This window comes from Streptomyces sp. NBC_00667, from assembly GCF_036226825.1.
In the GTDB taxonomy this organism is placed as follows: domain Bacteria; phylum Actinomycetota; class Actinomycetes; order Streptomycetales; family Streptomycetaceae; genus Streptomyces.
In genome coordinates this window covers 3,904,520-3,929,689 of sequence record NZ_CP109022.1, presented here as the reverse complement: position 1 = coordinate 3,929,689, position 25,170 = coordinate 3,904,520, and the positions used below count along the sequence as shown (strand labels likewise).

The 25,170-nt window shown below is 73.7% G+C and carries 24 protein-coding genes; 13 read left to right on the top strand and 11 right to left on the bottom strand.

What is annotated here, in order from left to right; genetic code table 11:
* The first annotated feature begins 250 nt into the window (after positions 1-250).
* Positions 251-601, top strand: a complete 351-nt coding sequence (locus tag OHA81_RS18310; RefSeq protein WP_329197313.1) for a hypothetical protein — start codon at positions 251-253, stop codon at positions 599-601.
* Positions 602-610: 9 nt separating this feature from the next.
* Here the strand turns inward: OHA81_RS18310 and OHA81_RS18305 are convergent, their stop codons facing one another.
* Complete coding sequence (locus OHA81_RS18305) at positions 611-1,126, bottom strand: hypothetical protein (RefSeq protein WP_329197311.1); 516 nt, start codon at positions 1,124-1,126, stop codon at positions 611-613.
* A gap of 1,050 nt (positions 1,127-2,176) precedes the next feature.
* Between OHA81_RS18305 and OHA81_RS18300 the strand changes: the two genes are divergently transcribed.
* Entirely contained in the window at positions 2,177-2,620 is a 444-nt protein-coding gene (locus OHA81_RS18300; protein ID WP_329197309.1) for an NUDIX hydrolase, read from the top strand.
* A 99-nt stretch (positions 2,621-2,719) separates the two neighbouring features.
* On the opposite strand, the gene OHA81_RS18295 is transcribed toward OHA81_RS18300, so the two are convergent.
* Positions 2,720-3,565, bottom strand: coding sequence for a trypsin-like serine peptidase (locus tag OHA81_RS18295; protein ID WP_329197307.1), 846 nt, complete (start codon positions 3,563-3,565; stop codon positions 2,720-2,722).
* A gap of 182 nt (positions 3,566-3,747) precedes the next feature.
* Here OHA81_RS18295 and OHA81_RS18290 point away from each other — a divergent pair, with 182 nt between their 5' ends.
* Positions 3,748-4,938 carry an alpha/beta fold hydrolase gene (locus OHA81_RS18290; RefSeq protein ID WP_329197305.1) on the top strand — a complete coding sequence of 397 codons (1,191 nt, stop codon included), beginning with the start codon at positions 3,748-3,750 and terminating at the stop codon, positions 4,936-4,938.
* A gap of 44 nt (positions 4,939-4,982) precedes the next feature.
* Here the strand turns inward: OHA81_RS18290 and OHA81_RS18285 are convergent, their stop codons facing one another.
* Positions 4,983-6,200, bottom strand: a complete 1,218-nt coding sequence (locus tag OHA81_RS18285; RefSeq protein WP_329197302.1) for an amidohydrolase family protein — start codon at positions 6,198-6,200, stop codon at positions 4,983-4,985.
* A gap of 209 nt (positions 6,201-6,409) precedes the next feature.
* Here OHA81_RS18285 and OHA81_RS18280 point away from each other — a divergent pair, with 209 nt between their 5' ends.
* The 4 genes from OHA81_RS18280 to OHA81_RS18265 all read left to right on the top strand — a co-directional run bounded on the left by OHA81_RS18280 (position 6,410) and on the right by OHA81_RS18265 (position 11,940).
* Positions 6,410-9,559, top strand: a complete 3,150-nt coding sequence (locus tag OHA81_RS18280) for a BTAD domain-containing putative transcriptional regulator (RefSeq protein ID WP_329197301.1) — start codon at positions 6,410-6,412, stop codon at positions 9,557-9,559.
* Positions 9,560-9,736: 177 nt separating this feature from the next.
* The gene (locus tag OHA81_RS18275; protein WP_329197299.1) at positions 9,737-9,958 is read left to right on the top strand and encodes a hypothetical protein; all 222 of its coding nucleotides are present in this window, start codon (positions 9,737-9,739) and stop codon (positions 9,956-9,958) included.
* Between the two features lie 273 nt (positions 9,959-10,231).
* Positions 10,232-11,140 (top strand): DUF4232 domain-containing protein, encoded by a 909-nt coding sequence (locus OHA81_RS18270; protein WP_329197297.1) that lies wholly within the window; start codon positions 10,232-10,234, stop codon positions 11,138-11,140.
* 47 nt (positions 11,141-11,187) lie between these two features.
* Positions 11,188-11,940 (top strand): class I SAM-dependent methyltransferase, encoded by a 753-nt coding sequence (locus tag OHA81_RS18265; RefSeq protein WP_329197295.1) that lies wholly within the window; start codon positions 11,188-11,190, stop codon positions 11,938-11,940.
* 129 nt (positions 11,941-12,069) lie between these two features.
* Here OHA81_RS18265 and OHA81_RS18260 read toward each other — a convergent pair whose 3' ends face one another.
* A complete protein-coding gene (locus OHA81_RS18260; RefSeq protein ID WP_329197293.1) occupies positions 12,070-13,740 on the bottom strand; it encodes a FadD3 family acyl-CoA ligase in 1,671 nt (556 codons plus the stop codon).
* A 95-nt stretch (positions 13,741-13,835) separates the two neighbouring features.
* Between OHA81_RS18260 and OHA81_RS18255 the strand changes: the two genes are divergently transcribed.
* Genes OHA81_RS18255 through OHA81_RS18245 form a run of 3 tightly spaced genes read left to right on the top strand, consistent with a single transcriptional unit; the run spans position 13,836 to position 16,215 of the window.
* On the top strand, positions 13,836-14,987 hold the full coding sequence (locus OHA81_RS18255; protein WP_329197292.1) for a lipid-transfer protein: 1,152 nt from the start codon (positions 13,836-13,838) through the stop codon (positions 14,985-14,987).
* An 8-nt stretch (positions 14,988-14,995) separates the two neighbouring features.
* Positions 14,996-15,442, top strand: a complete 447-nt coding sequence (locus OHA81_RS18250; RefSeq protein ID WP_329197290.1) for a Zn-ribbon domain-containing OB-fold protein — start codon at positions 14,996-14,998, stop codon at positions 15,440-15,442.
* Positions 15,439-16,215, top strand: a complete 777-nt coding sequence (locus OHA81_RS18245; RefSeq protein WP_329197288.1) for an enoyl-CoA hydratase/isomerase family protein — start codon at positions 15,439-15,441, stop codon at positions 16,213-16,215. Before OHA81_RS18250 ends, OHA81_RS18245 begins: the two co-directional genes overlap by 4 nt.
* Before the next feature lies 1 nt (position 16,216).
* Here OHA81_RS18245 and OHA81_RS18240 read toward each other — a convergent pair whose 3' ends face one another.
* Positions 16,217-16,708 (bottom strand): hypothetical protein, encoded by a 492-nt coding sequence (locus OHA81_RS18240; protein ID WP_329197287.1) that lies wholly within the window; start codon positions 16,706-16,708, stop codon positions 16,217-16,219.
* Between the two features lie 99 nt (positions 16,709-16,807).
* Here OHA81_RS18240 and OHA81_RS18235 point away from each other — a divergent pair, with 99 nt between their 5' ends.
* Entirely contained in the window at positions 16,808-17,353 is a 546-nt protein-coding gene (locus tag OHA81_RS18235; protein ID WP_329197285.1) for a hypothetical protein, read from the top strand.
* Positions 17,354-17,389: 36 nt separating this feature from the next.
* A complete protein-coding gene (locus OHA81_RS18230) occupies positions 17,390-17,896 on the top strand; it encodes a GNAT family N-acetyltransferase (RefSeq protein ID WP_443056776.1) in 507 nt (168 codons plus the stop codon).
* Positions 17,897-17,952: 56 nt separating this feature from the next.
* Here the strand turns inward: OHA81_RS18230 and OHA81_RS18225 are convergent, their stop codons facing one another.
* The 4 genes from OHA81_RS18225 to OHA81_RS18210 form a co-directional block, all read right to left on the bottom strand.
* Entirely contained in the window at positions 17,953-18,267 is a 315-nt protein-coding gene (locus tag OHA81_RS18225) for a 4a-hydroxytetrahydrobiopterin dehydratase (RefSeq protein ID WP_329197281.1), read from the bottom strand.
* Between the two features lie 205 nt (positions 18,268-18,472).
* A complete protein-coding gene (locus tag OHA81_RS18220) occupies positions 18,473-18,970 on the bottom strand; it encodes a peptidylprolyl isomerase (protein ID WP_329197279.1) in 498 nt (165 codons plus the stop codon).
* A 78-nt stretch (positions 18,971-19,048) separates the two neighbouring features.
* On the bottom strand, positions 19,049-21,460 hold the full coding sequence (locus tag OHA81_RS18215) for a serine/threonine-protein kinase (RefSeq protein WP_329197278.1): 2,412 nt from the start codon (positions 21,458-21,460) through the stop codon (positions 19,049-19,051).
* A gap of 119 nt (positions 21,461-21,579) precedes the next feature.
* Positions 21,580-22,392, bottom strand: coding sequence for a VOC family protein (locus OHA81_RS18210; protein ID WP_329197277.1), 813 nt, complete (start codon positions 22,390-22,392; stop codon positions 21,580-21,582).
* Positions 22,393-22,700: 308 nt separating this feature from the next.
* On the opposite strand from OHA81_RS18210, the gene OHA81_RS18205 reads away from it, so the two are divergent.
* The gene (locus tag OHA81_RS18205) at positions 22,701-23,348 is read left to right on the top strand and encodes a TetR family transcriptional regulator (protein WP_329197275.1); all 648 of its coding nucleotides are present in this window, start codon (positions 22,701-22,703) and stop codon (positions 23,346-23,348) included.
* A gap of 75 nt (positions 23,349-23,423) precedes the next feature.
* Here the strand turns inward: OHA81_RS18205 and OHA81_RS18200 are convergent, their stop codons facing one another.
* Complete coding sequence (locus tag OHA81_RS18200) at positions 23,424-23,900, bottom strand: nitroreductase family deazaflavin-dependent oxidoreductase (RefSeq protein WP_329197274.1); 477 nt, start codon at positions 23,898-23,900, stop codon at positions 23,424-23,426.
* Positions 23,900-25,132, bottom strand: a complete 1,233-nt coding sequence (locus tag OHA81_RS18195) for an acyl-CoA dehydrogenase family protein (protein ID WP_329197272.1) — start codon at positions 25,130-25,132, stop codon at positions 23,900-23,902. The genes OHA81_RS18200 and OHA81_RS18195 overlap by 1 nt, the downstream gene beginning before the upstream one ends.
* Between the last annotated feature and the right edge of the window lie 38 nt (positions 25,133-25,170).

The window sequence follows — 25,170 nt, the reverse complement described above, 5'->3', positions numbered from 1 at the left end:
AGGCGCGGGGCCTGGGGCGGAGCCCCAGAAAGCCCCGAGCGCAGCGAGGGGGACCACCCACCCGCGCGACAGATCGCTACGCGCTCCCCCCGGCATGGCGTCCGCAGCCCGGCATGGGCTGGGCCGCCAACGACCGCTACACAGCTGACCTCGTCTGGCGTCGTACCGGCCCGCCGGATCCGGCCGACCCGACTGGGAACCGACCGGGCGCAGCGCACATGTCCGCGCTCCCGAGGGCTAGATTGCCCGTATGCCTTCTGCACTCATTATTGGTTACGACCCGCAGGCGATACCCGGCGTCGATGCGAAGGCTCTTCGCGCGGATCTCGATGGGGAGCTGGCCCGGTTCGGCGCGCACGGTATCGACGCGGCCATGACGCTGGTCGTATTCGGCGAGGCGGGCGAGTCCGCCCTCGTCGCGTCGCTGACGGAGCGCCCGTGGGATGTCGTGATCGTCGGCGGCGGGATCCGCAAGACCGAGCAGTTGCTCCCGCTCTTCGAGCAGATCGTAAACCTGATTCGCCGCCATGCGCCTCAGGCGGCCATCGCGTTCAACACCAGTGGCGGGGACAGCGTGGAGGCGGCGAAACGGTGGGTATGAAGCCCCTGCTCAGGCGCGGCGCTTCGCCAGGACCGATCCGAGGAGCATGACGCCGGGGGCGATTCCCGCGATCAACGCGATGACGGCGGTGGAGAAGCCGTAGGCACCCAGCACCAGACCCACCGCGCCACACACCGACAGCCCCGCCGCCAGCCAACGCATGGACGTCAGCCGCCAGACGGCCGCCAGACCGAAGAAGTGCAGACCGACCACCAGCGCGATCCAACCCACCGTCGCCTGTGGGGCGTGCAGTACGGGATTGATCACGACGAGGCCCGCCGCTCCGACGACGACTTCGGCGGCGACGACGTACCGGTAGTTCCGGCCGAAGTCCGTCCTGGCACCGTCGGCGGCCGGCTGCTCCCCGCGCGCACGACGCAGTGTGAGTACCAGGGCGAGGAATGCGGTGACCGCCAGCACGCGCAAGGCAATGGCGACGGCCTCCGGCAGGGCGCCGGCGTTCGCCATGATGAAGAGGAACCCGAATATTCCACCGATGAGTCGGCCTGTCTGCGTCCGTATCATGGCGCCAGTGTCACCGATGTGGATCACCGGACCAATTCCGTTTTCGCGGCTCTGACCAGGCCTCTTGCCTCCCGGCAGGGGGCCGAGCCGGTGGCCTCCGGCCAGCGCGCAGCCCCTGCCGGGAGGCGCCCCCTCGCGGCCGACGGACGCCCTCGGGGCGGTGGTTGGTGCCGGTTCGGGCGGCTTCTACCCCGCCGATGGTGCCGTGTTCGACGCCAGAGCGCGTCAGCCGGGCATCGAGCGTCGGCATGCCCAGCCCACTGCCGGGCGGCAGACGCCGTGCGGGAGGAGCGCGTAGCGATCTGTCGCGCCGGTGGGCGGTCCCCCTCGCTGCGCTCGGGGCTTCTTGGGGCTCCGCCCCAGGCCCCGCGCCTCAATCGCCGCCGGGGCTGAATTTCCCGACCGGCGCCACATGCTGGGAGGTGCCCTCACGAGGCTGGATTCTGCGGATCGGCGCCGAACCCCGGCAGGCGCCCCACGGGCCGAAAACGGTGGCCGGTACGACGTCAGAGCACGTCAGCCGTGTAGCGATCGTTGGCGGCCTGTGCCCAGCCCATGCCGGGCTGCGGACGCCGTGCCGGGGGGAGCGCGTAGCGATCTGTCGCGCGGCCGGTGGGTGGGCCCCCTCGCTGCGCTCGGGGCTTCCTGGCGCTCCGCCCCAGGCCCCGCGCCTCAAACGCCGGCGAGGCTGAATTTTGCCGACCGGCGTCGAGCGCTTGAAGGGGCTTCGCGTCGCTGAGACCGGGTCATCGGAACATGACCCCCGGCCGTTTCCTTGGGGGCTTCCCGGCAGTCTTTGGCGTTTTGGGGCGGGACGGGCAGTCAAGGGTGGCCGCAGGCCATCGCGGAGCGACGCGAGCGCAGCGAGCGCCCTTGACGGACCGGACCGACACGAAAGGACAGTGGACTGACGGGACGCCCCCAACACCCCCCGACACCGCCTGAGGACACTCCGCCACCGCAGCCCCCGCACCCCGCCACCCACACCCCGCACAAGAAGCCGCCTCCTACCCCGAGACCACCCCGCCCCCTCCCCCGTACGCTGGGTCGATGAAGAGAACTCCACGTCAGGCAGCGCGAATTGTCGTACTTTCCCCGACTGGATCCGTGTTCCTCTTCCGGGAGAACAACGTCGAAGTCGGCATCCACTGGCTCCCGCCCGGCGGGGGGATCGATCCCGGGGAGAGTCCCGAGGAGTGTGTGCGGCGCGAGTTGCGGGAGGAGACCGGGTGGACCGACCTGGAGCCGCAGCGGCTGCTCTGCACCTGGGAGCACGACTTCACCCATATGGGCATACCGGTCCGCCAGTACGAGCACATCTACGTCACCAGCGGCCCCCGCCGCGACCCCGTCCCGGAGTATCCCGAGGCGCACTGGCGCTGGCTCTCGCAGGATGCGCTGGCCGCGCTCGGGGAGCCCCTGTGGCCGCCGCGGCTGGACGAGTTGCTGGCCCGCGTCTCCGCCGGCCCCGTCCACCTCGGCCTGATCGCCTGACCGCCGCAGCGCCGCAACGCCGCAGCGCCGCAGCGCCTAGCCGCCTGACCGCCTCAGCCCCTGATCACCTCAGCGACGCCGCCGCCCCCCCCCCCCTGATCACCGTGCCGCCGTGGCGCGGGCGTACAGGGACGCCGCGTACTCCCCCAGGACCGTGCTCGTGGAGACGTCGTCCGTGTCGCCGCCGGTCAGAATGCCGACGATCTTCCCGTCCCGGGCGATCCACGCGCTGCCGCTCGTGCCGCCCGGGAAGTCGGCGCAGTCGAAGCGCTGCTCCGTCGCCTTCTCGCGGATCGACACGGCCGTGCACGTGCGCGGCACCTTGCGGTCGGCCGGGTAGCCCGTCACCGTGACCTCCTCGCCGGTGCGGCCCGAGGTGTCGAGGACGGCGGCGCCGGTGAGGTCCTCGATGTTGCGGCCCGAGGCGTCGGGGGCGAGGCGGGCGAAGGCCAGGTCGTAGTCGTCGTTCCCGTCGTCCGTCCAGCGTGCGTCCTCGTAGACCTCTTCGAGCTTCCACGCGCCGTACGGGGCGGATCCGTTCGCGTACGCGGGTGCGAAGACCGCACTGCCCGCGCCGTCCTTGCCCGCCACCAGACAGTGCCCGGCGGTGACGATCAGGTTGCGGCCGGGGCTGTGCACGACGGTTGCGGTGCAGAAGTGGTCGCCGTCCACACCGCCCTCGAACAGCGGCCCCGTGAAGGCGGACGGGCCGCCCGGGCGCGGGGTCACGGGTGACGAGCTCGGGCGCGGCGTCTTGGACAACTGGGGCTGCTTCGACGATTGCGAACGTGACGGCGGGCTGGAGGAAGCGCCTGCCGGAGGGGCCGACTTCGGGTGCGCCGCCACCGTACCGCCCGTTTCCGGCACCACCGTCGTCATGGCCGCGGACGCGCCCAGCGCCGCCACCCCGCACAGCACCGCGGTCACCACGGTCCGCTTGTCCACCACCGCCACCCTCCCCACTCAGCTCTGGCGGAGCATGCCTTGGCGCCCCTGCCGCCGCAAGGGCCGGAGCCCGCCAGGATCCCGGGCTCCACCATCGCACTTCCGGGCCACGGGTGTTGACACGACCTCGGGAACACCCCACACTCCTCTGCATACGCCGGAAACAGTTTACGGAGGACACAATGATTGCCGAAGTCGTCACCGCCACCGCCCTCGCCGCCCCTCCCGCCGCCCTCTTCGGCCACCGCGCCGTGCGCCGCCTCCAAGGCGCCCGGGCGCTGCGGATCGACTCCCCCCGCGGGATCGACGAGCAGGGCTTCGTCCGCATCGGCGGCATCGAGCAGTGGGTCTCGGTGCGCGGCGAGGACCGCGCCAACCCCGTCATCGTCGAGGTCCACGGCGGCCCGGGCGCCCCCAACTCCATCTACGCAGTGCGCACGCGCGCCTGGGAGCAGCACTTCACGATCGTCCGCTGGGACATGCGCGGCGCCGGCAAGACCTTCGGCCGCGGCGGCCCGGAAGGCCAGGGGGACGCCACCTTCGCGCGGCTGTACGAGGACGCCCTGGAGGTGGTCGGCCACGCACGCCGGAGGCTCGGCGTACGCCGGGTCGTACTCGTCGCCAACTCCTTCGGCAGCGTCTTCGGCCTGCGCCTGGTGCGCAACCACCCGGAGCTGTTCTCGGCGTACGTCGGCACCGACCAGAACGTCCCCGACGCCGACCGCGACGCCTGCGCGTACCGGGACCTCCTGGAGCGGCTGCGCGCCGCCGGGAAGACCAAGCAGCTGGCGCGGGCCGAGGCCCTCGGCGCCGACCAGCGCGCCTGGAGCGCCGGGCAGCGCGCCACGTACGACCGACTCCGCACCCAGAGCGACCCGCTGACCCTGGACACCCTCAAGAAGGTGGTGCTCGGCTCGATGTGGCTGTCGCCGCTGCACACCCTGCGCGACCTGCGGGACTACTTCAAGGGGCAGCACTTCTCGGAGCGGGTCGCCGAAGGCACGACAGGGCTCACCGACGACCACAGGGGCGACCAGGCCGACGACCACGCCGACGACCACACCGACGACTACACCGACGACCAGGCCGACGACCAGGCAGACGACCCCGCCGACGAGACCGCCGACGAGACCGGCACGCGCTTCGAGGTGCCGTTCTTCGTCTTCCAGGGCGAGCTCGACGTCCTCACCCCGCCGGAGCGGGCCAAGGCCTTCTTCGACGCGGTCGAGGCACCCCTCAAGCACTTCGCCCTGATCGGGGGCGCGAGCCACTTCGCCTCGTTCCGGCGCCCCGAGGCCTTCCTGGAGCTCCTGCTGACCCACGTCCGGCCGGCGGTCACGGCCGAACGCGTCCAGGAGGCGCCCCAGAGGTGAACCAGAGGTGAGCCAGAGGGACGGCCCCCGAGCCCCCTACCCCCTCACCCCGCCCACAGCCCCTCCGCCGTCAGCCCCAGCAGGTCGATGGCGTTGCCCCGGACGATGCGCTCCACGACGTCCGGAGCGAGGTGCCCCATCTGGGCCTCCCCCACCTCCCGCGACTTCGGCCAGGTGGAGTCGGAGTGCGGGTAGTCCGTCTCGTAGAGGACGTTGCCCACGCCGATCGCGTCGAGGTTCCGCAGCCCGAACGCGTCGTCGAAGAAGCACCCGAAGACGTGGTCCGCGAACAGTTCGGACGGCGGCCGGTGGACCTTGTCCGCGACCCCGCCCCAGCCGCGGTTCTCCTCCCACACCACGTCCGCGCGTTCCAGGATGTACGGGATCCACCCGATCTGGCCCTCCGCGTACATGATCCGCAGGTTCGGGAAGCGCTCGAACTTGCCGCTCATCAGCCAGTCCACCATCGAGAAGCAGCAGTTGGCGAAGGTGATGGTGGAGCCGACGGCCGGCGGGGCGTCCGCCGAGGTGGACGGCATGCGGGAGGACGAGCCGATGTGCATGGCGATGACCGTGCCGGTCTCGTCGCAGGCCCGCAGGAAGGGGTCCCAGTCGTCGGTGTGGACGGAGGGGAGCCCGAGGTGCGGGGGTATCTCGGAGAAGGCGACGGCCCGCACCCCGCGGGCGGCGTTGCGGCGGACCTCGGCGGCGGCGAGGCGGGCGTCCCAGAGGGGGACGAGGGTGAGCGGGATGAGGCGGCCCTGCGCCTCGGGGCCGCACCATTCCTCGACCATCCAGTCGTTGTAGGCCCTGACCCCCAGCAGCCCGAGTTCGCGGTCGGCGGCCTCGGTGAAGGTCTGTCCGCAAAAGCGCGGGAAGGTCGGGAAGCAGAGTGCGGACTGGACGTGGTTGACGTCCATGTCGGCGAGCCGGTCGGGAACCGAGAAGGAGCCCGGGCGCATCTGCTCGTAGGTGATGACTTCCAGTTTGATCTCGTCGCGGTCGTATCCGACGGACGTGTCCAGGCGCGTGAGGGGCCGGTGCAGGTCTTCGTACACCCACCAGTCGCCGATGGGCCCGTCGTCGCCCCGGGCTCCCATGACGGGGGCGAACTTTCCGCCGAGGAAGGTCATTTCCTTCAACGGGGCGCGGACGACACGCGGCCCGATGTCGCGGTACTTGGACGGGAGCCGGTCCCGCCAGACGTGCGGGGGCTCCACCGTGTGGTCGTCCACCGAGATGATCTTCGGGAAGGTCTCCATGCGTATTACGGTAGCGCTGATCTGACGGATCGTCAGCTAGTAGTGCAGCACCGGGGCGCCCGCAGTGGTCCGGTAGTGCGCCGGCAGTACGCCGGTAGTCAGCCAGTTGTACGTCGATCAGGAGGGGATCCCTCCGCCGCGGGCTGACGGGTACGTGCGAGACAGGGCAGACTGGCCCTTACACCGACGGAAGGCAGGGGGGACGACAGATGGACGGCATACCGGCCATCCCGCACCAGCGGAACCACCCCGAGGCAGCCCGGAGAAACCCCGCCGCGGCCCAAGCCCCCGTCCCGTCCGCCGTCGGCCCCGCCGGCCCCTGCCACGCCGGCCGCTACCCCTCCGACACGACGACCTGCGACACGGCGCCCACCGACACCGCGCGCACCGACACCGCACCCACCGACACGGCGTCCACCGACACCGCGCCCACCGACACGGCGCCCGCCGGCCCCACCACCCGCTTCGCCGTCCTCGGCACCGTCCGCGCCTGGCGCGGCGCCGAGTCGCTGCCCTCCGGCAGCCCCCAGCAGCGCGCCCTGCTCGCCGTGCTGCTCCTGCGCGACGGCCGCACCGCCACCGCGCCCGAGCTCATCGACGCCATCTGGGGCGAGGAGCCGCCGCAGCAGGCCCTCGCCACCATCCGTACGTACGCCTCCCGGCTGCGCAAGGTCCTCGACCCGGGGCTGCTGGTGTCCGACGCGGGCGGCTACGCCATCCGCCTGCACCACGCGGCCGCCCTGGACCTCGGCGTCGCCCGCGCCCTCGCGGCCGACGCCGACAAGGCCCGCGCCGCCGGGGACCGCGCCCTCGCGCGTGCGCTGCTGGCACGCGCCCTGGACCTGTGGGACGGCGAACCCCTCGCCGGAGTCCCCGGACCGCACGCCGACACCGAGCGCACCCGCCTCGCCGAGTGGCGCCTCCAGCTGCTGGAGACCCGCCTCGACCTGGACCTGGAGGTCGGCCACCACGCCGAGGCCGTCTCCGAGCTCACCGCCCTCACCGCGGCGCACCCCCTGCGCGAGCGGCTGCGCGAGCTGCTGATGCTCGCCCTGTACCGCAGCGGCCGCCAGGCCGAGGCCCTCGCCGTCTACGCCGACACCCGCCGCCTCCTCGCGGACGAACTCGGTGTCGACCCGCGCCCCGAGCTCTCCGCGCTCCAGCAGCGCATCCTGCGCGCCGACGCCGAACTCGCCCGCGCCGAGGACCCGGCCCAGACGGCCGCCCCCGTGGTGGTCCGCCCCGCCCAACTGCCCGCGACCGTGCCCGACTTCACCGGGCGGGCGCCCTTCGTCAGCGAGCTCGGCGAGATCCTCTCGGGTGCGGAGGGCCAGGTCATGGCCGTCTCCGCGCTCGCCGGGATCGGCGGGGTCGGCAAGACCACCCTCGCCGTGCACGTCGCGCACGCCGCCCGGCCCCACTTCCCCGACGGCCAGCTCTACGTGGACCTCCAGGGCACCGAAACCCGCCCGGCCGAGCCCGTCGCCGTCCTCGGCTCCTTCCTGCGGGCGCTCGGCACCCCGGACACCGCCATCCCCGACACCGCCGCCGAACGGGCCGCGCTGTACCGCTCCACGCTCGACGGCCGGCGCGTCCTGGTCCTGCTCGACAACGCCCGCGACGCGGCCCAGGTGCGCCCGCTGCTGCCGGGCACCGCGGGCTGCGCCGCCCTCGTCACCAGCCGGGTCCGCATGTCGGGCCTCGCCGGAGCCCACCTCGTCGACCTGGACGTGATGAGCCCCGACGAGGCCCTGCAGCTGTTCACCCGCATCGTGGGGGCCGAGCGCGTCGGAGCCGAGCGCCAGGCCGCCCTCGACGTCGTCGGCGCCTGCGGGTTCCTGCCGCTCGCCATCCGCATCGCCGCCTCCCGGCTCGCCGCCCGCCGCACCTGGACCGTGTCCGTCCTCGCCGCGAAGCTCGCCGACGAACGCCGCCGCCTGGACGAGCTCCAGGCGGGCGACCTGGCCGTCAAAGCCACCTTCGAGCTGGGCTACGGGCAGCTGGAGCCCGCCCAGCAGCGCGCGTTCCGCCTCCTCGGGCTCGCCGACGGCCCCGACGTCTCCCTGCCCGCGGCCGCGGCCGTACTGGACCTGCCCGAGCACGACACCGAGGACCTCCTCGAAGCCCTGGTCGACTGCTCCCTGCTCGAATCCGCCGCGCCCGGCCGCTACCGCTTCCACGACCTCGTACGCCTCTACGCGCGCGCCTGCGCCGAACGCGACGAGCAGCCGCCGGACGAGCGCACGGCCGCCCTCGACCGGCTCCTCGACTTCTACCTGGCGACCGCCGCCGGGGTGTACGCGCTGGAGCGCCCCGGCGACCGGCTGCCCGCGCACATGTCCGCGACCCGCCACCCGGGCCTCGCCTTCACCGAGGCCCGCCCCGCGCTGGACTGGCTGTTCGCCGAGGCGGACCCGCTGCTGGCGTGCGTGCGGCAGTCCTCCGTACGCGGCGCCGAGCGGCCCGACGTGCTGCGCCGGGCGGTGGACCTGCTGTGGGCGGCGAAGGACCTCACCGAGTCCGGGGCCAACTCCAAGCAGTACGAGTCCGCCGCCCGCGCCGTGTGCGAGACGGCGCGCGCCGTGAAGGACCCCTACGCCGAGGGCCGGGCCCGCACCACGCTGACGATGGTCCACCTGGTGGCGGGCCGCTTCGCGGAGGCCGACGACGAGGCCCGCCGGGCGATGGCCCTGGCGCGGGAGGCCGACGACCCGCTGCCCAGCTGCTGGGCGCCCAACGACCGCGGGATCATCGCCCTCTACCAGGGCCGGCACGCCGACGGCGAGCGGTTCCTGCTGGAGGCGATCGCGAACTTCCGGGCCGACGCCAACTTCGTCGGCGAGGCCAGCGCCCTGTGCAACCTCTCCCGGATCCACGTCGAACTCGGCCGCCTCTCCAGCGCCATAGACCTCGCGCAGCAGGGCATCGCGATCTACGACCGGATGGGCCTGACGCTGCGCCTGGCCAACGGCCGCTACGCGCTGGGCATCGCGCTGACCCAGGCGGGCCGGCTCGGGGAGGCGCTGGAGCAGCTGGGCGAGGCGCTGTCGCTGTTCCACGAGAACCGGCAGCCGCTGTGGGAGGGCGTGACGCACTTCCGGCTCGCGGAGGCCCATCTGGCGGCCGGGCGCCCGACGCTGGCCGCCTCGCACGCCGAGCAGGCCATCGCGCTGCGCGGGATCGGCGGCGAGTGGCGGCGGGCGACGGTGCTGACGGTGCTGGGGAAGGCCCTGGTGCGGCTGGGGCAGCGGGACCGGGCGCGGGTGTGCTGGCGGGACGCGGAGAGCGTGTTCGCGCAACTTGGTTCCGCGGAGCTGGCCGAAGTCCGTACCTTGCTGGCTTCGCAGTTGGCCGCCTGACCTGCGCGGCAGCGTGATGAACGGGCCGTTCATCGTTCGTTTATCGCCGCCCGACATGATGAATGCATCGGCTCGGCGCGTCGGGGGGGGCTCGCGGGTCGACTGGAGGACTACCCGTTCGGCGGTCCACGGGGGAATCGCCGAACGGGCCCGACTCATCCATCAGGAGATCCGACGATGACGACGAACGAGAACACCCTGCCGAACAACACCGCTTCGAACACCGCTCCGCCGAACGAAGGCGACATCAAGCCGCTCGACAACCACGCGTCGGGCATCGAGATCAAGCCGCTCGACAACCATGCCTCGGGCGGTACGCCGCTGCCCGGGCAGGAAGACAAGGTTCTGGACGCAGACATCGTGACGCTGGACAACCACGCGTCCGTTCCGCGCCCGTAGCCGAGGCGAGCACAGCACGTACGGGGGAAACGTACGGGGGTACGTGCCGGCGCACAGCACGGGGGACGTACGGGGGAAACGTACGGGGGAAGCCCACAGGGATGCGTACGGGGGGATACGTACGGGGGAGACCTGAGGGCTCGTACGGGGGAACGGCGGCCGCGGTGGCCCGGGGGGACCACCGCGGCCGCCGCACGTCGTTGTGACGGCCCTGTGACCGCAGGCGTGGCCTCCGTCACAGCCACGGGCATCCGCTCCTGATCTCCTGGGGCGATGCGCCCCGCCCCCGCCGCCACCCTGCTCCCCGCCGCCACCCTGCTCCCCGCCGCCACCGTGGTCCTCGCCGCCACCGTGGTCCTCGCCGGATGCGGGACGCGAACCGCCGCCTCCGGCACGACCGGCGGCTCCGCTGCACCGAGCTGCGCCCCCACCACCGCGGGGCGGGCCTCCGAGCACGACGGGGTGAGCCTCATCAGCCGGGAGTGCGCTCCCTCCCCCGCCTCGGGCGCCGCCTTCCGGGTCACCAACACCGCCGCGGAAGCCCTCACCTACACCGTCACCTTCAGCCTTCTGGACGACTCCGGTCGGGCCATGGACAGCGTCCGGCAGACCGTCTCGTCGGTGGGCCCGGGTCAGAGCGTGACGCGCACCGTCGAGAGGTCGGACACGGCGTCCGGGACCGGGTCGCGGGTGCGGATCTCCAAGGTGCGGGCCGTACCCGCCGCCGAGGCGCCCGACCCCGCCGGCGCCTGCCCGCCCTCCGGGATCCGGGTCACGGCCGACGACGGGGACGCCGCCATGGGCTTGCGCGTCGTGGGGATCCGGCTGACCTACTGCGGCACCGGCCGCTACGAGCTCGACGGCTACCCCGGCCTCCAGCTGCTCGACGAAAGCCGCGAGCCGGTGACCGGCGTCGAGATCCTCCGGGGCACCGCCGGCATCTCCACGGGCCTCGGAGGGGACGGGCCGCCCGCGCCGTTGACGCTGGGCCCGGGCGAATCGGCGAGCACCACCCTGGCGTGGCGCAACACCACCGGCTCCGGCGACGCCGTGAACGCGCCGTACGCCAGGGTGACGGCGAAGCCCGGGGCCGCGGCCGTGACCGTGGTACCGGAACTCGACCTCGGGACCACGGGCCGGCTCGGCGTCGGCGCCTGGCGGAAGGACCGGGCGCCCCGGTGACCGCCGGCGCACCGGCCGCACGGCGGGAACGCGTCTAGGCTGGAGGGGTGTTCACCTCCCAGGGGCCGACCCTCCGCGAACTGGCCGTGCAGGCGCTGACCTCCCTCGAGCGCGGCTACGACCTGCTCGCGCCGAAGTTCGACGAGACGCCGTTCCGCACCCCGGTCCGGATGCTCGACGCGGTCGAGGAGGCCCTGGCCGCACACGAGGGGTCCTTCGGCTCGGGGCTCGACCTGTGCTGCGGCACCGGCGCGGCCCTGCCCCTGCTGCGGCGGCTGTGCCGGGAGCGGGTCACCGGGGTGGACCTCAGCGCCGGCATGCTGCGGCGGGCCGCGCTGGACCTCCCCGACGGGGCCGACCTCGTACGGGCCGACGCGCTGGCGCTGCCCGAGGCGCTCACCGCTTCCTACGACCTGGCCGTGAGCTTCGGTGCGTTCGGCCACTTCCTCCCGGCGCAGCGGCCGGCCCTGTTCTCGGGCGTGCACCGGACGCTGCGCCCCGGCGGTGTCTTCGCGTTCCCGATCGGGGCGCCGATTCCGCCGACGTCCCCGCTGTGGTGGGCGGTGGCCGGCTTCGACGCGGCGATGCGCGTCCGCAACGCGGTGTGGCGGCCGCCGTTCGTCATGTACTACCGCACCTTCCCCTGGGGGCCGGTCCGGGCGGACCTGCTCGCGGCGGGTTTCACGGTGGACACGGTCCCGCTGGAGCACTTCGGCCGCCGGCCCGACGGGACCCCGCGCTGGCGTCTGGTGCTGGCCCGCAAGCCGGACCGGGCGGTCCCTTCGACACCCCGGGCCTGAACCCCGGGCCTGAACCCCCGGCCGGGTCCCTCGCGGGCAAGGCCTGACGGCAGCGGACTCCTTCCGCGGTGCCGCTCCTGCCCCCGGGCGGGAGCGGCGCCACCGGGGCCCGACGGGCGGACACCCGCCTCAGGTCCGGGTGCGCAGCTCCCGCTTGAGGACCTTGCCGCTCGCGTTGCGCGGCAGTTCGGTGACGAACTCCACCGCGCGCGGCACCTTGTAGTTGGCCATCTCCCGCCGGGACCAGGCGATCAGGTCGTCCGCGGTGAGGGTGGCACCGGGGCGCCGGACCGCGTACGCCTTGCCGACCTCGCCGAGGCGCGGGTCGGGGACGCCGACGACCGCGACGTCCGCGATGTCCGGGTGCAGGCCGAGGAGCTGCTCGATCTCGGCGGGGTAGGCGTTGAACCCGCCGACGATGAACATGTCCTTGATCCGGTCGGTGATGCGCAGGTTCCCGGCGGTGTCGAGGACGCCGACGTCGCCGGTGCGCAGCCAGCCGTCGGGGGTGATGGCGCGCCGCGTCTCGTCCGGGTCCTCGAAGTAGCCCCGCATGACGTGGTGCCCGCGCACCCAGACCTCGCCGGGGGTGCCGGCCGGTGCCGGGTCGCCGCTTTCGCCGGCTATCCGTATCTCGGTGCCGGGGATGGCGCGTCCGGAGGTGGCGGCGATGACCTCGGGCGGGTCGCCCCGGCGGCACATGGTGACGATGCCGCCGGCCTCGGAGAGCCCGTAGGCGGTCAGGACGGTGGCGATGTGCAGTTCGCCGCGCAGCCGCTCGACGAGCCGGAGCGGGACGACGGCCGCGCCGGTGACGACCAGGCGCAGGGCGGACAGGTCGTGGTGGTCGCGCTGGGGGTGGTCGAGGAGCGACTGGTGGAGGGTGGGCGGCCCGGGCAGGACGGAGATCCGTTCGGCGGCGACGTTGGCGAGGACGGTGTCGACGTTGAAGACGGGCTGGGGGACCATCGTCGCCCCGCGCATCAGGCAGGCGATGATCCCCGCCTTGTAGCCGAAGGTGTGGAAGAAGGGGTTCACGATCAGGTAGCGGTCGCCCTCGCGCAGTCCGGCGAGCTCGCTCCACACGTCGTAGCAGCGCAGGGTCTGGGCGTGGGTGATGACCGCGCCCTTGGGGCTGCCGGTGGTGCCGGAGGTGAAGATGATGTCGCAGGGCGCCTCGGAGCGGAGCGAGTCGGCGCGCTCGCGGACGGCCGCGGCCGGTACGGCGTCGCCGCCTGCCAGGAAGTCCTTCCAGGTGTGGAAGGCCTCGGGCGCGTCTCCCGCGAGGACGACGACCTGTTCGAGGTGGGGAAGGCCGGGCAGGGGGCCGGCGCCGCGGCCCTCGGCTGCGGCGCGGCGCAGGGAGGCGACGTAGGAGGTGCCGAGGAAGGTGCCGGTGACGAAGAGGAGACGGGCCCGGCTGCGCCGGAGTACGTACGCGGCCTCGGTTCCTTTGAAACGGGTGTTGAGGGGGACGAGTACGGCGCCCGCGGTGACGGCGCCGAGGGCGGAGACGATCCAGTCGAGGGTGTTGGGCGCCCATACGGCGACCCGGTCGCCGGGTTCGATCCCGGCGGCGAGGCAGGCGGCCGCGGCGCGTTCGACGCGTTCGCCGAGCTGGGCGTAGCTGACGCGGACGCGGCCGTCGGCGACGGCCTCGCGGTCGCGGTAGCGGGCGGCGGCGTCGCGCACGAGGCCTCCGATGGTGCCCCAGTGCAGGTCGCCGCGGGGGTCGGTGGGGTCGTCGGCCGGCCGGACGGTGCCTTGTCGGTGCGTCCCGTGCTGCTCCTCGTCGCCCATCGTGCGTCACCCTCCCCGGTGCCAGTAGCTGACTATCCGTCAGATTAGCTGTAGCCTTCGCGGCTGTCAGCACTGGCGCGCACCCGGAGGTGGCGATGGCGGCAACGCTCAAGGACGCTACGGCAATCGTCGGCATCGGCCAGACCGCCTTTGCCAAACGACTGCCGGGCAGCGAAAAGGAACTGGCCTGCCGCGCGATCCTCGCGGCGCTCGCCGACGCGGGCATCGCACCGGCCGAGGTGGACGCCTTCGCCTCGTACACGATGGAGGAGACCGACGAGGTGGAGGTCGCCAAGTCCATCGGCGCCGGCGACGTCACCTTCTTCTCCAAGGTCGGCTACGGCGGCGGCGGTTCCTGCGCCACGGTCGGCCACCTCGCCGCCGCCCTCGCCACCGGCCAGGCCTCCGTCGGCGTCGCCTGGCGCTCGCGCAAGCGCGGCTCGGGACCGCGCCCCTGGAAGAACACGACCGTGCAGCTGCCCACCCCCGGCCAGTGGACCCGCCCGTTCGGGCTGCTGCGGCCGGCCGACGAGATAGGCATGCTGGCCCGCCGCTACATGCACGAGTACGGGGCCACCCGCGACCACCTCTTCAACGTGGCGATGGCCTGCCGCAACCGGGCCAACGAGAACCCCGCCGCCATGATGTACGAGCGGCCGCTGACCCGCGAGATGTACATGACCTCCCGCATGATCAGTGAGCCGCTCTGTCTCTTCGACAACTGCCTGGAGACGGACGGGGCGCTGGCCTGCGTCATCGTGTCCGCCGAGCGGGCGCGGGACTGCCGTCAGAAGCCGGTCTACGTCCACTCCGTCGCGCAGGGCCTGCCCGCGCAGCACCACGGGATGGTCAACTACTGGAACGACGACCCGCTGTCCGGCCCGGCGTGGACTGCGGCCCGTCACCTGTGGAAGCAGGCCGACTTCGGGCCCGAGGACGTGGACGTGGCCCAGATCTACGACGCGTTCACCCCGCTGATCCCGCTGTCCCTGGAGGGCTACGGCTTCTGCGGGCGCGGTGAGGGGGCCGCGTTCACCGAGGGCGGGGCACTGGAGATGGGCGGCAGGCTGCCGATCAACACCGGCGGGGGCGGCCTGTCGGAGGCGTACGTCCACGGCTTCAACCTGATCAACGAGGGCGTCAAGCAGTTGCGCGGCACCTCGACCGCGCAGGTGCCGGACGCCGCGACGTGCCTGGTGACGGCGGGCGAAGGCGTCCCGACGTCCGCGATCTTGCTGAGGAGCTGACACCGACCATGACCGCGCCCGCCGAAAACCTCCTCCTCCCGGTCCCGGACGAGGACGGGGCCCCGTTCTGGGAGTACGCCGCCCGGGGTGAGCTCCGTATCCAGGCCTGCGCCGACTGCGGCAGGCTCCGCTTCCCGCCCCGGCCCTGCTGCCCGCACTGCGGGTCGTTCGGCTCCGAGTGGCGGCTGATGAGCGGCCGGGGCCGGATCTGGTCGTTCGTACGGCCGCACCCGCCGCTGCTGCCCGCCTACGCGGCGCAGGCCCCGTACAACGTCATCCTCGTGGAGCTGGCGGAGGCGCCGCTGATCCGGCTGGCGGGGAACCTCGTCACCTCGGCCGACGCCCCGCTGGACTCGGTGGATCCGGCCCGGCTGCGGATCGGGGCGCGGGTACAGGTGGTGTTCACCGATACGGGCGGCACGAGCGTGCCGCGCTGGGTCCTGGAGCGGCCGTGACGGTACGGGTGGAGCGGGACGGGGCGAGCGGGGTCGCGGTCGTCACCCTGGACCGGGAGCACCGGCACAACGCGATCGATCTCGCGACGGCCGCCGAACTCGCCGTGGTCTGGCGGGAGTTCCGCTACGACGAGGGTGTACGGGCGGTGGTGCTGACGGGGGCGGGGACGGCCGCGTTCTGTACGGGCATCGACCGGGGCGTGCAGGTGCCGCAGCCCGCGTCCCCGTACTCGGTGGACGACCCGCTCCTGGCCGTCGGGCCGAAGGCCAACGACCTGTGGAAACCGGTGGTCGCGGCCGTCAACGGCATGGCGTGCGGCGGCGCGTTCTACCTGCTGGGCGAGTCGGAGTTCATCGTCGCGTCGTCGTCCGCGACGTTCTTCGACCCGCACACGACGTACGGGATGGTCAGCGCCTACGAGGCGGTGTACATGGCGCAGCGGATGCCGTTCGGGGAGGTGGCCCGGATGTCCCTGATGGGCACGGCGGAACGGCTCTCCGCGCGGCGGGCGTACGAGACCGGCCTGGTGTCCGAGCTGGCCGGACCCGGGGAACTCCTGGAGGCGGCCCTGCGGTCGGCGCGGACCCTGGCCGGTTTTCCGACGGGGGCCGTGCAGGGCACGGTGCGGGCCCTGTGGTCGGCCAAGCAGGCGGCGCTCCGGCAGGCCCTCGACCAGGCGCCGGCCCTGATCGCCCTGGGCAACCTGCCGGCGGCCGGGCAGGCCGCCCTCTTCGCCGGCCGCCGGACCTCGCCGGAGTCCCGGATCCGGTAGCTCAGGCGGCGGTGACGGACCCGATCCGGCAGCTCGTGACGTCGGCGGCCCGGTCGGGGTCGCGCAGCTTGACCTCGACCGTGCGGGTCTCGCCCTTCTTGAGGGTGACGCTGGTGGTGGCGCTCTCGACGGTCCCGGCCGCGCCCTCGAAGCCGAGCCGGATCCGGACCGTGCGCTCCACGGCCGCGAGGGAGGTGACCTTGACGGTGGCCATCGGTGAGCCCGGGCCGGCGCAGCTGACGACCTCGGCGCGGGCGGGCGCGCCGGTGGGGCTGGCGGTGGGACTGGCGGTGGGGCTGGCCGTCGACCGGCTGCCGCTGTTGCGGTTGCTGCTGTGGTAGCTGCTGTTGCTGTCGTAGCTGCTGCGCTTGCTGCTCTTGGAACTGGAGCAGCCTCCGTGGCCGCTGCTCTTGTGGCCGGACGAGAACCCCGTGAGCGCCAACACCACCGTCACGAGCACCGCGCCGAACCTGATGCGACCTCCAGCCGTCATGGCCGACTCCTCCCCCTGGGCAACGGCGCGCCACGCTACCAGGCCCCCGGACGCCCCACCCGGGGTGCGGGTGCCCGGGGCCGCACATAGCGTCGGGGCATGATCCGGAACCTGCTCGGCTCGCTCCTCGGTCTGATCGGAGCCGCAGCCGCCGTCTGGAGTCCCTTCCGCGCCTGGTACGGCGGCCGGCACGGGCGCGACTACCGGCTCGCGGACCTCTTCTCCACGGGCGGGATCACCGACGCCAAAGCCGCGCTGTTCGCCTCGCTGCTGCTGCCGTTCTGCTTCGCGGCGCTCCTGGCCCTCGTCGCGATCGTGCGGTGCTCGCGCGCCCTCATGGCGCTCGCCGGGGTCGTGGTCCTCGGCATCGCCGTGCTGTGGATGGTCCGTCAGGGCCAGGCCGTGGACGGCATCGCGGTGGGGACCGACGGCAAGGGCATCGGCGAGGGCGTGGCCAGCGCGTTCGGTGCCGGCGCGCTGCTCATCCTGGCGGGGGCCGTCATGCGCGGCCGCTCCCGCCGCCGCGTCCGCGACCGCGACCTGCCGCCCACTTTCCCGGCCTCTTCCCCCCACCCCGCCGAACCCTGGCCCCCGCCCCCCGCCCCGACGAACCCCGGTTTCCACCCCCCTGCCGAGCGCCCCTAGGCTTCCCCCGTGGACAACGGCACGCACGGCATACGGATGGCCATCCGGCCGGGCACCCCGGCCGACGCCCCGGCGATCCTGGGCATGCTCGACTCCGCGGTGGCCTGGATGAACGCGCGCGGCAACACCGAGCAGTGGGGCACGGCGCCGTATTCGCAGCGTCCCGGGGGGCCGGAGCGGGTCGAGCGCTACACGACCGAGAACCTCCCGTTCGTCGCGGAGTGGGACGGAGCCCCCGCCGGGGCGCTGGTACTGGACTCCGGGCCCAGCCCGCAGCTGCCGGTCGCGGCGGCGGGGGAACCCGAGCGGTACGTCCGGCTGCTGGTCTGCGACCGCCGCTACGCCGGCCTCGGCATCGGGGCGGCCCTGCTGGCCCGCGCCGTCGAGGAGACCCGGCGGGCGGGCGCCCGGCTGCTGCGGGTCGACTGCTGGGCGGGCGGCGGGGGCGAACTGGTCGCGTACTACGAGCGCAACGGCTTCACCCCCACCGACCGCTTCCGCTCCGGCACCTGGCCGGGCCGGGTCCTGGCGCGCCGGGTCTAGACGCGCCGGACCCAGGCGCGCCGGGCCCAGGTTCCCGGGGCCTGTCACGCGCACGGTCAGTCGAGGGGCAGTGCCTGGTGTGCGGCCACGATCGCGTCGATGCGGCGGGCCAGGTCGAAGTCGGCCGCGGTCAGCCGGTTGCCGACGTCGTGAGTGGTGATCGACGCGCGCAGGTGGTCGGCGCGCAGGTCGAGATCGGCGTGGTGGCGCACGCGCCGCGCCCGGTCGGCGATCGTCACGATCGCCGCCACCGCCGCGTGGTAGGAGATCGCGTAGGTCCGGGTGATCACGTCACCGTCCTGCTCCCACCCGGGCAGCTCCGCCAGGTTCTCGGCCATCTCCTCGTGCGTCAGCGGCTTCGGTACGCCCATGTCGGCTCCCCTCGGTCACGAACGCCGGGCCCCCGGCGGGCTCCCGGCCTACCGCAGCATCGTGCCACGACCGCAACCCCCGCCGCAGGGCTCCCGGTTCGCGCGCCGCACGAGGCTCGGCCGGGGGTCACGCAGGCCGGGGCGGGCCCGGCATGGCGGCGGCCCCGGCCCCCCGAGGGGGCGGGGCCGGCCGGCCGGGAAGGGGTCAGGCGGCGTCGACGACGCCCGAGGCCGAGATCTCGATCTTCGCGGAGGTGCGGCCGGACTGGGAGCCCAGGGACTCGATCTTCTTGACCAGGTCCGAGCCCTCGACGACCTCGCCGAAGACGACGTGCTTGCCGTCGAGCCACGGGGTGGGGATCGTCGTGATGAAGAACTGCGAGCCGTTGGTGTTGCGGCCGGCGTTCGCCATCGACAGCAGGAACGGCCGGTCGTGCTTCAGGTCGAAGTTCTCGTCGGCGAACTTCTCGCCGTAGATGCTCTTGCCGCCCGTGCCGTTCTGGTTGGTGAAGTCACCGCCCTGGAGCATGAACTGGGGGATGACGCGGTGGAAGGGCGAACCGGCGTAGCCGAAGCCGTGCTCGCCGGTGGCCAGCTCGCGGAAGTTCTTCGTGGTCTTGGGGACGACCTTGTCGAAGAGGTTGAAGACGATGCGGCCCGCGGGCTTGCCGTCGATGTCGATGTCGAAGTAGACGTTGCTCATGGGGTCCATCCTGTCACTCCCGGTGCCGTGCGCGACCCGGCGGGGCCGGGACCGGACCCGGGGACGGGCCGGACCGGCTCAGCCGCCGGTCCGGGTGCCCGTCCCCTTCGCCGCGTCCAGCGCGTACACGCAGCGGTCCTTGCTGCACGCGTACACCACGCCCGAATCGGCCACCGGGGCGCCGGTGATCTCCCCGCCCGTGGCCAGCTTCCAGCGCAGCTGCCCGCCCGCCGCGTCCAGGGTGTACAGGCAGTGGTCCGCCGAGCCGAAGTGCACGCGGCCGTCGGCGACCGCCGGGGAGCCGGTGATCTCCCCGCCCGCCGCGAACCGCCACTTCGGGGTGCCGGTGACCGCGTCGAGCGTGTACAGGGCGCTGCCCGCGCCCAGGTGGACGTTGCCGGCGGCCACCAGGACCGGGTCGGGCGAAGGCCGCGACTCCGTCGCGATGCGCCAGCGGTCCTTGCCGGTGACCGCGTCCAGGGCGTACACGGTGCCGAGGTAGTCGACGAGGTACACGCCGCCGCCCGTCACCGCCGCGCCCGGCGCGAAGGCCGGGGGCGCCAGGAAGACCGCCGGGGCCTCGAAGTGCCAGCGCACCCGCCCCGAGGCCCGGTCGACGGACAGGACGCGGGTGCCGGCGGCGACGTAGACGTTGCCGTCCGGCGCCGGGGTGACCCGCACCGGGACGTTCCCGCAGGACGCCGCGTCACCGACCGGGTACGACCAGGCCTCCAGACCGGAGCGGGCGTCCAGGGCGCGCAGCCGGGCGTCCTGCCACACGTAGACGGTGCCCTCGTGCAGGACGGGCGCCGCCTCCGGGGTCTCGAAGTCGCTCTGCGCGCCGCTGAGCTCCCACAGCTTCTGGCCGCTGGAGGCCTCCCAGCCCTGTACGCCGCCGCCGCGCGTCGCGGTGACGACGGTGCCCCGCTCGGCGCGCAGCGCGTACACCCACGCCTCGGTGGCCAGCCGCCAGCGCTCGGAGCCGTCGGAGGCGTCGAGCGCGTACAGGGAGGGGCCGTCGGAGGCGTGGATGCGGCCGTCGGCGACTGCCATGGACCAGGCGACGTCGCGCGTCTTGAACTGGCGCCGGCCGCTGCCGACGTCCAGCGCGTGCACCTCGAAGGAGGTGACGTACAGCAGGTCGCCGGCGACGGTCGGGGTGCCCCAGACCTCGTTCGACATGCGGAAGCGCCAGGGGCGCCAGCGGCCGCTCTCGGGCGAGGGACCGGAGGGGGCCGCCGCGGACGCCGCCGACGACGACGCCTGGTGCGGCACCGCCCCGACGGCCTCGGCGGCGGACGCGCCGCCCGGCGGGCGGACCCAGCCCGTCGCGACGTCGGCCCCGGCCCCGGCGGGCGCGGCGGCCGTCGCGCGCGGCCCGGGCCCGATCGGCACCGGCGAGGCGCCGAGCCGGACCGGCTCGCCCGAGGACACCGGCGAGCCCGGCGGGTGCGGCGGAAGCGGGGGTGCGGCCTGCCCGGTGCGCGGGTCCACCCACGACTCGGCGGCGTCACGCCGCGGCCGGTGCGTGGCGGGGCCCGACAGCGGCCCCTCGGCGCCGCGCGGCTTGCGGGCGGGGGCGGGGACCACCGCCGTGCGCAGCCCCGCGCGGCGGGCTTCGATCATGGCGACGGCGGTACCGGGCAGCCAGGCCGAGGCGGTGCCGCTGTCGTCGCCGCCGTCGAAGAGGTGCGGGGCCAGCTGCGCCTGGAGGTCGGCCGGGGTCGGGCGGCGGGTGGCGTCCATCTGCATGCAGGAGTCGATCAGGGGCCGCAGCTCGTCCGGGAGCCCCTCCAGGTTCGGGCCCTCGCGCAGCAGCATGAACACCGTCTCGACCGGGTTGGCCCCGTGGTAGGGCGGGTGTCCGGTGGCGGCGAAGACGAGCGTCGAGCCGAGCGAGAAGACGTCGCTGGCGCCCTTGACGCTGCGCGAGTCCTTCGCCTGCTCGGGCGACATGTAGGCGGGGGTGCCGACGGCGACGTTCGTCATGGTCAGGCGGGTGTTGGAGACCCCGCTCGCGATACCGAAGTCGATGACGCGCGGGCCGTCCTCGACGACGAGCACGTTGGACGGTTTCAGGTCGCGGTGCACGAGGCCGGCCCCGTGGATGGACTGGAGGGCTTCGGCGATGCCGGCCGCGAGCCACCGTACGGCCTGCACGGGCATGGGCCCGCACTCGTTGACGATCTCCTCCAGGGAGGGGGCCGGCACGTACGCGGTCGCCAGCCACGGCACGGCGGCGCGCGGGTCGGCGTCGACCACGGCCGCGGTGTAGAAGCCGGAGACGGCGCGCGCCGCCTCCACCTCCCGGGTGAAACGCACGCGGAACAGCTGGTCCTCGGCGAGCTCGGTGCGCACCGTCTTGATCGCGACGCGCCGTCCGGACGCCGACCGCGCGAGGTAGACCAGCCCCATGCCGCCGGCGCCGAGCCGTCCCAGCACCTCGAAGGGGCCGATCCGTCTCGGGTCGTGCTGCGTCAGCTGCTCCACCACTGGCCTCCACACCTCCCCGTACGGGCCTCCCGGGCCCACGCCGGGCCCGCCCGCAGCGCGCGTCCACCGGCGCGCACGCCCGATTCTGTCAGGCCCGCGCCTGGTCCGGCCCCGGGTCAGGGCCGGGTTTCGCCTCCGGCTTTGGTCCGCGGCTCCGAGAGCAGCCCGAAGACCGCCCCCTGATTGTCGGCGACGACCGCGATGCGCCCGTACGGGGTGTCCACGGGATCGGCGGTGACCCGGCCACCGAGGCGCTGCGCGGTGGCCACGCTCTGGTCGCAGTCGGGGACGGCGAAGTAGGCCAGGAAGTGCGCCGGCATGATCTCCGGGAAGGCGTCGGTGATGAGGCTTCGGCCCAGGACGGCGGTCGCGGAGCCGGGGGCGCTGCCGGGCGGGGACCAGACGCGGTACTCGATGCCGGAGTCGGGGTCGTCCTGGTCCTCGGGGACGTAGCCGAAGACCTTGGCGTAGAACACGTCCACGGCGTCGCGCGCCCGGGTGTAGACCTCCGACCAGCGGTAGGTGTACGGCTCGCCCTGGGCTTCGAACCCGTGGTGGGTGCCGGGCTGCCACAGGCCGAAGACGGCCCCGCCGGGGTCGGCGGCCATCGCGGCGGTGCCGTACGGGCCCACGGGCTGCGGGTCCATCACCATCTGGCCGCCCGCCGCGCGGATGCGGGCGGCGCACGCGTAGGCGTCGACGGTGTAGAGGTAGATCCCCCAGACGGTGGGCATGCGGCCGTCGGGTTTGGGGGCGAGGGCGGCGACGTTGCGGCCGCGGCTGTAGGCCTGCGTGTAGTGCCCGTACTCGGCGCCCGCGCTGTCCCCGAAGGTCCACCCGAAGAGCTCACCGTAGAAGCGCTTTCCCGCCTCGACGTCCGGGAGCGAGGCGTCGACCCAGCAGGGGGAGCCCTCCGCGAATGCCGTCATCGCCCGGTTCCTTCCGTCGTCCACCCCGTGTCCGCCCCGCTCGTACCGGCCATGATGGGTCCGTGAAGGGGTCCGGGGCCTGTTGACGAGACTATTCGGGGGATTACGCCACGATACGGGTGGGCCAGGGACGGGCCGCGACCGGTATCGGCAGGACAGGGCGGCCCGGGACGGAATCCGGCCCGGAAAGCGGCCGAAAAGCATCGGCGGCGGGGTGCGCGGGCGCCGATGGCCCAGGTCCGGGGCCGGGTAACCCCATTTGCAGGCGGCCGAATAGCGCGCCCATCACCCCTCGGTAAGCTGACGGCATGACAGGACAAGTACGCACCGTCGACGGGCGTGTCGCCGGCCGGCGCGGCCAGGCGACGCGGCAGAAGCTGCTCGACTGCCTCGGCGAGATGCTCAGCTCCTCGCCGTACCGCGACGTCAAGGTGATCGACGTCGCGCGCAAGGCCGGTACCTCCCCCGCGACCTTCTACCAGTACTTCCCGGACGTCGAAGGTGCCGTCCTGGAGATCGCCGAGGAAATGGCCACGGAGGGCGCGCAGTTGACGGCGCTCGTCGAGGGCCGCAACTGGGTGGGCAAGGCCGGCTGGGCCGCGGCCGAAGAACTGGTCGAGGGCTTCCTGGACTTCTGGCGCCGCAACGACGCGATCCTGCGGGTCGTCGACCTCGGCGCGGCGGAGGGCGACAAGCGGTTCTACAAGATCCGCATGAAGATCCTGAACTCCGTCACCAACTCCCTCACGGAGTCGATGAAGGAACTCCAGGCCAAGGGCAGGGTCGACAAGGACCTCAGCCCGGCCGCGATGGCCGGTTCGCTGGTCGCGATGCTGGCCGCGGTCGCCTCGCACCAGAAGGGGTTCCAGACCTGGGGTGTGAAGCAGGCCGAACTCAAGCCGAACCTCGCGCTCCTCGTGCACCTGGGCATCACCGGCAAGAAGCCGACCAAGTAACGGCGGCCCCGGACCCCGGCCAGGGGTCCAGGTCCGCCGGCGCCCACCGCGGCCGCCGCGTACGGGTTGCCGCGCTCAGCGGCGGTCCAGGCGGAACAGCCGGATCTCGCGCTCGATCCGCGCCTGGTACGTCGCGTACGGCGGCCAGAACGCCAGGGCCTCCCGCCAGGCCGCCGCACGCTCCTCGCCGTGGAGCAGGCGGGCCCGTACGGCGATGTCCCGGCCGTGCCAACTCACCTGCGCGTCGGGGTGCCTGAGCAGGTTCGCGGTCCAGGCCGGGTGGCCGGGGCGGCCGAAGTTGGAGCCGATCAGCAGCCAGCTCGCGCCGTCGTCCAGCGGCATGCAGGCGAGTGGTGTGGTGCGCGGCTCGCCCGTCTTGGCCCCCTTGGCGGTGAGGATCACGCCGGGGAGCATCTGCGCGCTGAGGATGACCTTGCCCCGGGTGAGCCGGTGCACCGCCTTGTCCATGGCGGGGATGACGTGCGGTGCGATCCTGGCGAACAGCAGGGTCGAGGAGACCTTCTGCATCAGGCGGACTCCGACGGCGGCCATCAGACGGCCATCCTCTCCGAGGTCGTGTCCCGGGCCGCCTCCCGGGCCGCCGGGAAGAGGCCGGCGCGCTGCGCGGCGTGCCCCCGGAGCCGGTGGGCCGGCCCGAAGAGCAGTTCGTCGGCCGCCGCGCGCTTGAAGTAGAGGTGCGCGTCGTGCTCCCAGGTGAAGCCGATGCCGCCGTGCAGCTGGATGGCCTCGCCCGAGGTCAGCCGCAGCGCCTCCAGCGCCTGGGCGAGGGCGAGTCCGCCCTGGTCCGGGTCCCAGGCCGCGTAGTACGCGGCGGAGCGGGCCGCCTGGACCTGTACGTAGAGGTCCGCGAGCCGGTGCTTGACGGCCTGGAAGGAGCCGACCGCACGGCCGAACTGCTCGCGCTCGCGTACGTACTCCACCGTGCGGGCCAGCGCTCGGCCCGCCGCGCCGACCGCCTCGGTGGCGAGCAGGGTGGCGGCGCTCCGGCCGGTCGCGGCGAGCGCCCCGGACACCCCGCCGCCACCGTCACCGCCGTCACCGCCGCCGTCACCGCCCAGCAGCTCGGCTGCCACGTCCCGCAGCTGGACCCGGCCCTGGGGACGGGTCTCGTCGAGCGTGGCCTGCCGGGTGCGTACGAGGCCGGGCGCGTCGTCGCGCACCAGGAAGAGCAGGGTGCGGCTGCGGGCGAAGCCGCCGGTGTGCGCGGCGACCAGCAGCAGGCCGGCGCTGTGCCCGTCCAGCACCTGCGCGGCCTCCCCGTACAGCCGCCAGCCGCCGTCCTCGCCGGCCCGGGCCTGCACCCCGCCGGCGCGGCCGCCCCCGGACCACTCGCCGGGGGTGTTGTCGCCGGTCAGCGCGAGGGCGGTGGCCAGGGCCGTACCGGGTACGGCGAGCGCGGCGGTCAGGGTTCCGGCGGCGAGCGGGGGCAGCAGCGCCGCGCGCTGGGCGGGCGTCCCGAGGGCGCCGATCAGCGGCGCGACGAGCCCGGCGGTGGCGAGCAGCGGGGAGGGCAGCAGCACGCGTCCGGTCTCCTCGCAGGCCAGCGCCAGGTCGGCGGGCGTGCAGCCGACTCCCCCGTACTCCTCGGCGATGGCGGTACCCGGCAGCCCCAGCTGTCGCGAGAGCTGCTGCCACAGCTCACGGTCGTATCCGGCGGAGGTGCGGACGGCGGCCTTGACCTCGTCCGGACCGCAGCGTTTGCCCAGGATCTCGCGCAGGGTGCGGCGCATCTCGTCCTGCTCCGCGGTGAAGGCGGCATCCATCGTCTGGCTCCTCCTGGGGGCGGGCACCTCCCAGCGGT

Excerpts from the sequence above, each read along its gene's own strand:
- OHA81_RS18310 (WP_329197313.1), top strand. The coding sequence starts at position 251 with ATGCCTTCTGCACTCATTATTGGTTACGACCCGCAGGCGATACCCGGC.
- OHA81_RS18305 (WP_329197311.1), bottom strand. The coding sequence starts at position 1,126 with ATGATACGGACGCAGACAGGCCGACTCATCGGTGGAATATTCGGGTTC.
- OHA81_RS18300 (WP_329197309.1), top strand. The coding sequence starts at position 2,177 with ATGAAGAGAACTCCACGTCAGGCAGCGCGAATTGTCGTACTTTCCCCG.
- OHA81_RS18290 (WP_329197305.1), top strand. The coding sequence starts at position 3,748 with ATGATTGCCGAAGTCGTCACCGCCACCGCCCTCGCCGCCCCTCCCGCC.
- OHA81_RS18285 (WP_329197302.1), bottom strand. The coding sequence starts at position 6,200 with ATGGAGACCTTCCCGAAGATCATCTCGGTGGACGACCACACGGTGGAG.
- OHA81_RS18280 (WP_329197301.1), top strand. The coding sequence starts at position 6,410 with ATGGACGGCATACCGGCCATCCCGCACCAGCGGAACCACCCCGAGGCA.
- OHA81_RS18275 (WP_329197299.1), top strand. The coding sequence starts at position 9,737 with ATGACGACGAACGAGAACACCCTGCCGAACAACACCGCTTCGAACACC.
- OHA81_RS18270 (WP_329197297.1), top strand. The coding sequence starts at position 10,232 with ATGCGCCCCGCCCCCGCCGCCACCCTGCTCCCCGCCGCCACCCTGCTC.
- OHA81_RS18260 (WP_329197293.1), bottom strand. The coding sequence starts at position 13,740 with ATGGGCGACGAGGAGCAGCACGGGACGCACCGACAAGGCACCGTCCGG.
- OHA81_RS18255 (WP_329197292.1), top strand. The coding sequence starts at position 13,836 with ATGGCGGCAACGCTCAAGGACGCTACGGCAATCGTCGGCATCGGCCAG.
- OHA81_RS18250 (WP_329197290.1), top strand. The coding sequence starts at position 14,996 with ATGACCGCGCCCGCCGAAAACCTCCTCCTCCCGGTCCCGGACGAGGAC.
- OHA81_RS18240 (WP_329197287.1), bottom strand. The coding sequence starts at position 16,708 with ATGACGGCTGGAGGTCGCATCAGGTTCGGCGCGGTGCTCGTGACGGTG.
- OHA81_RS18235 (WP_329197285.1), top strand. The coding sequence starts at position 16,808 with ATGATCCGGAACCTGCTCGGCTCGCTCCTCGGTCTGATCGGAGCCGCA.
- OHA81_RS18230 (WP_443056776.1), top strand. The coding sequence starts at position 17,390 with ATGGCCATCCGGCCGGGCACCCCGGCCGACGCCCCGGCGATCCTGGGC.
- OHA81_RS18225 (WP_329197281.1), bottom strand. The coding sequence starts at position 18,267 with ATGGGCGTACCGAAGCCGCTGACGCACGAGGAGATGGCCGAGAACCTG.
- OHA81_RS18220 (WP_329197279.1), bottom strand. The coding sequence starts at position 18,970 with ATGAGCAACGTCTACTTCGACATCGACATCGACGGCAAGCCCGCGGGC.
- OHA81_RS18210 (WP_329197277.1), bottom strand. The coding sequence starts at position 22,392 with ATGACGGCATTCGCGGAGGGCTCCCCCTGCTGGGTCGACGCCTCGCTC.
- OHA81_RS18205 (WP_329197275.1), top strand. The coding sequence starts at position 22,701 with ATGACAGGACAAGTACGCACCGTCGACGGGCGTGTCGCCGGCCGGCGC.
- OHA81_RS18200 (WP_329197274.1), bottom strand. The coding sequence starts at position 23,900 with ATGGCCGCCGTCGGAGTCCGCCTGATGCAGAAGGTCTCCTCGACCCTG.
- OHA81_RS18195 (WP_329197272.1), bottom strand. The coding sequence starts at position 25,132 with ATGGATGCCGCCTTCACCGCGGAGCAGGACGAGATGCGCCGCACCCTG.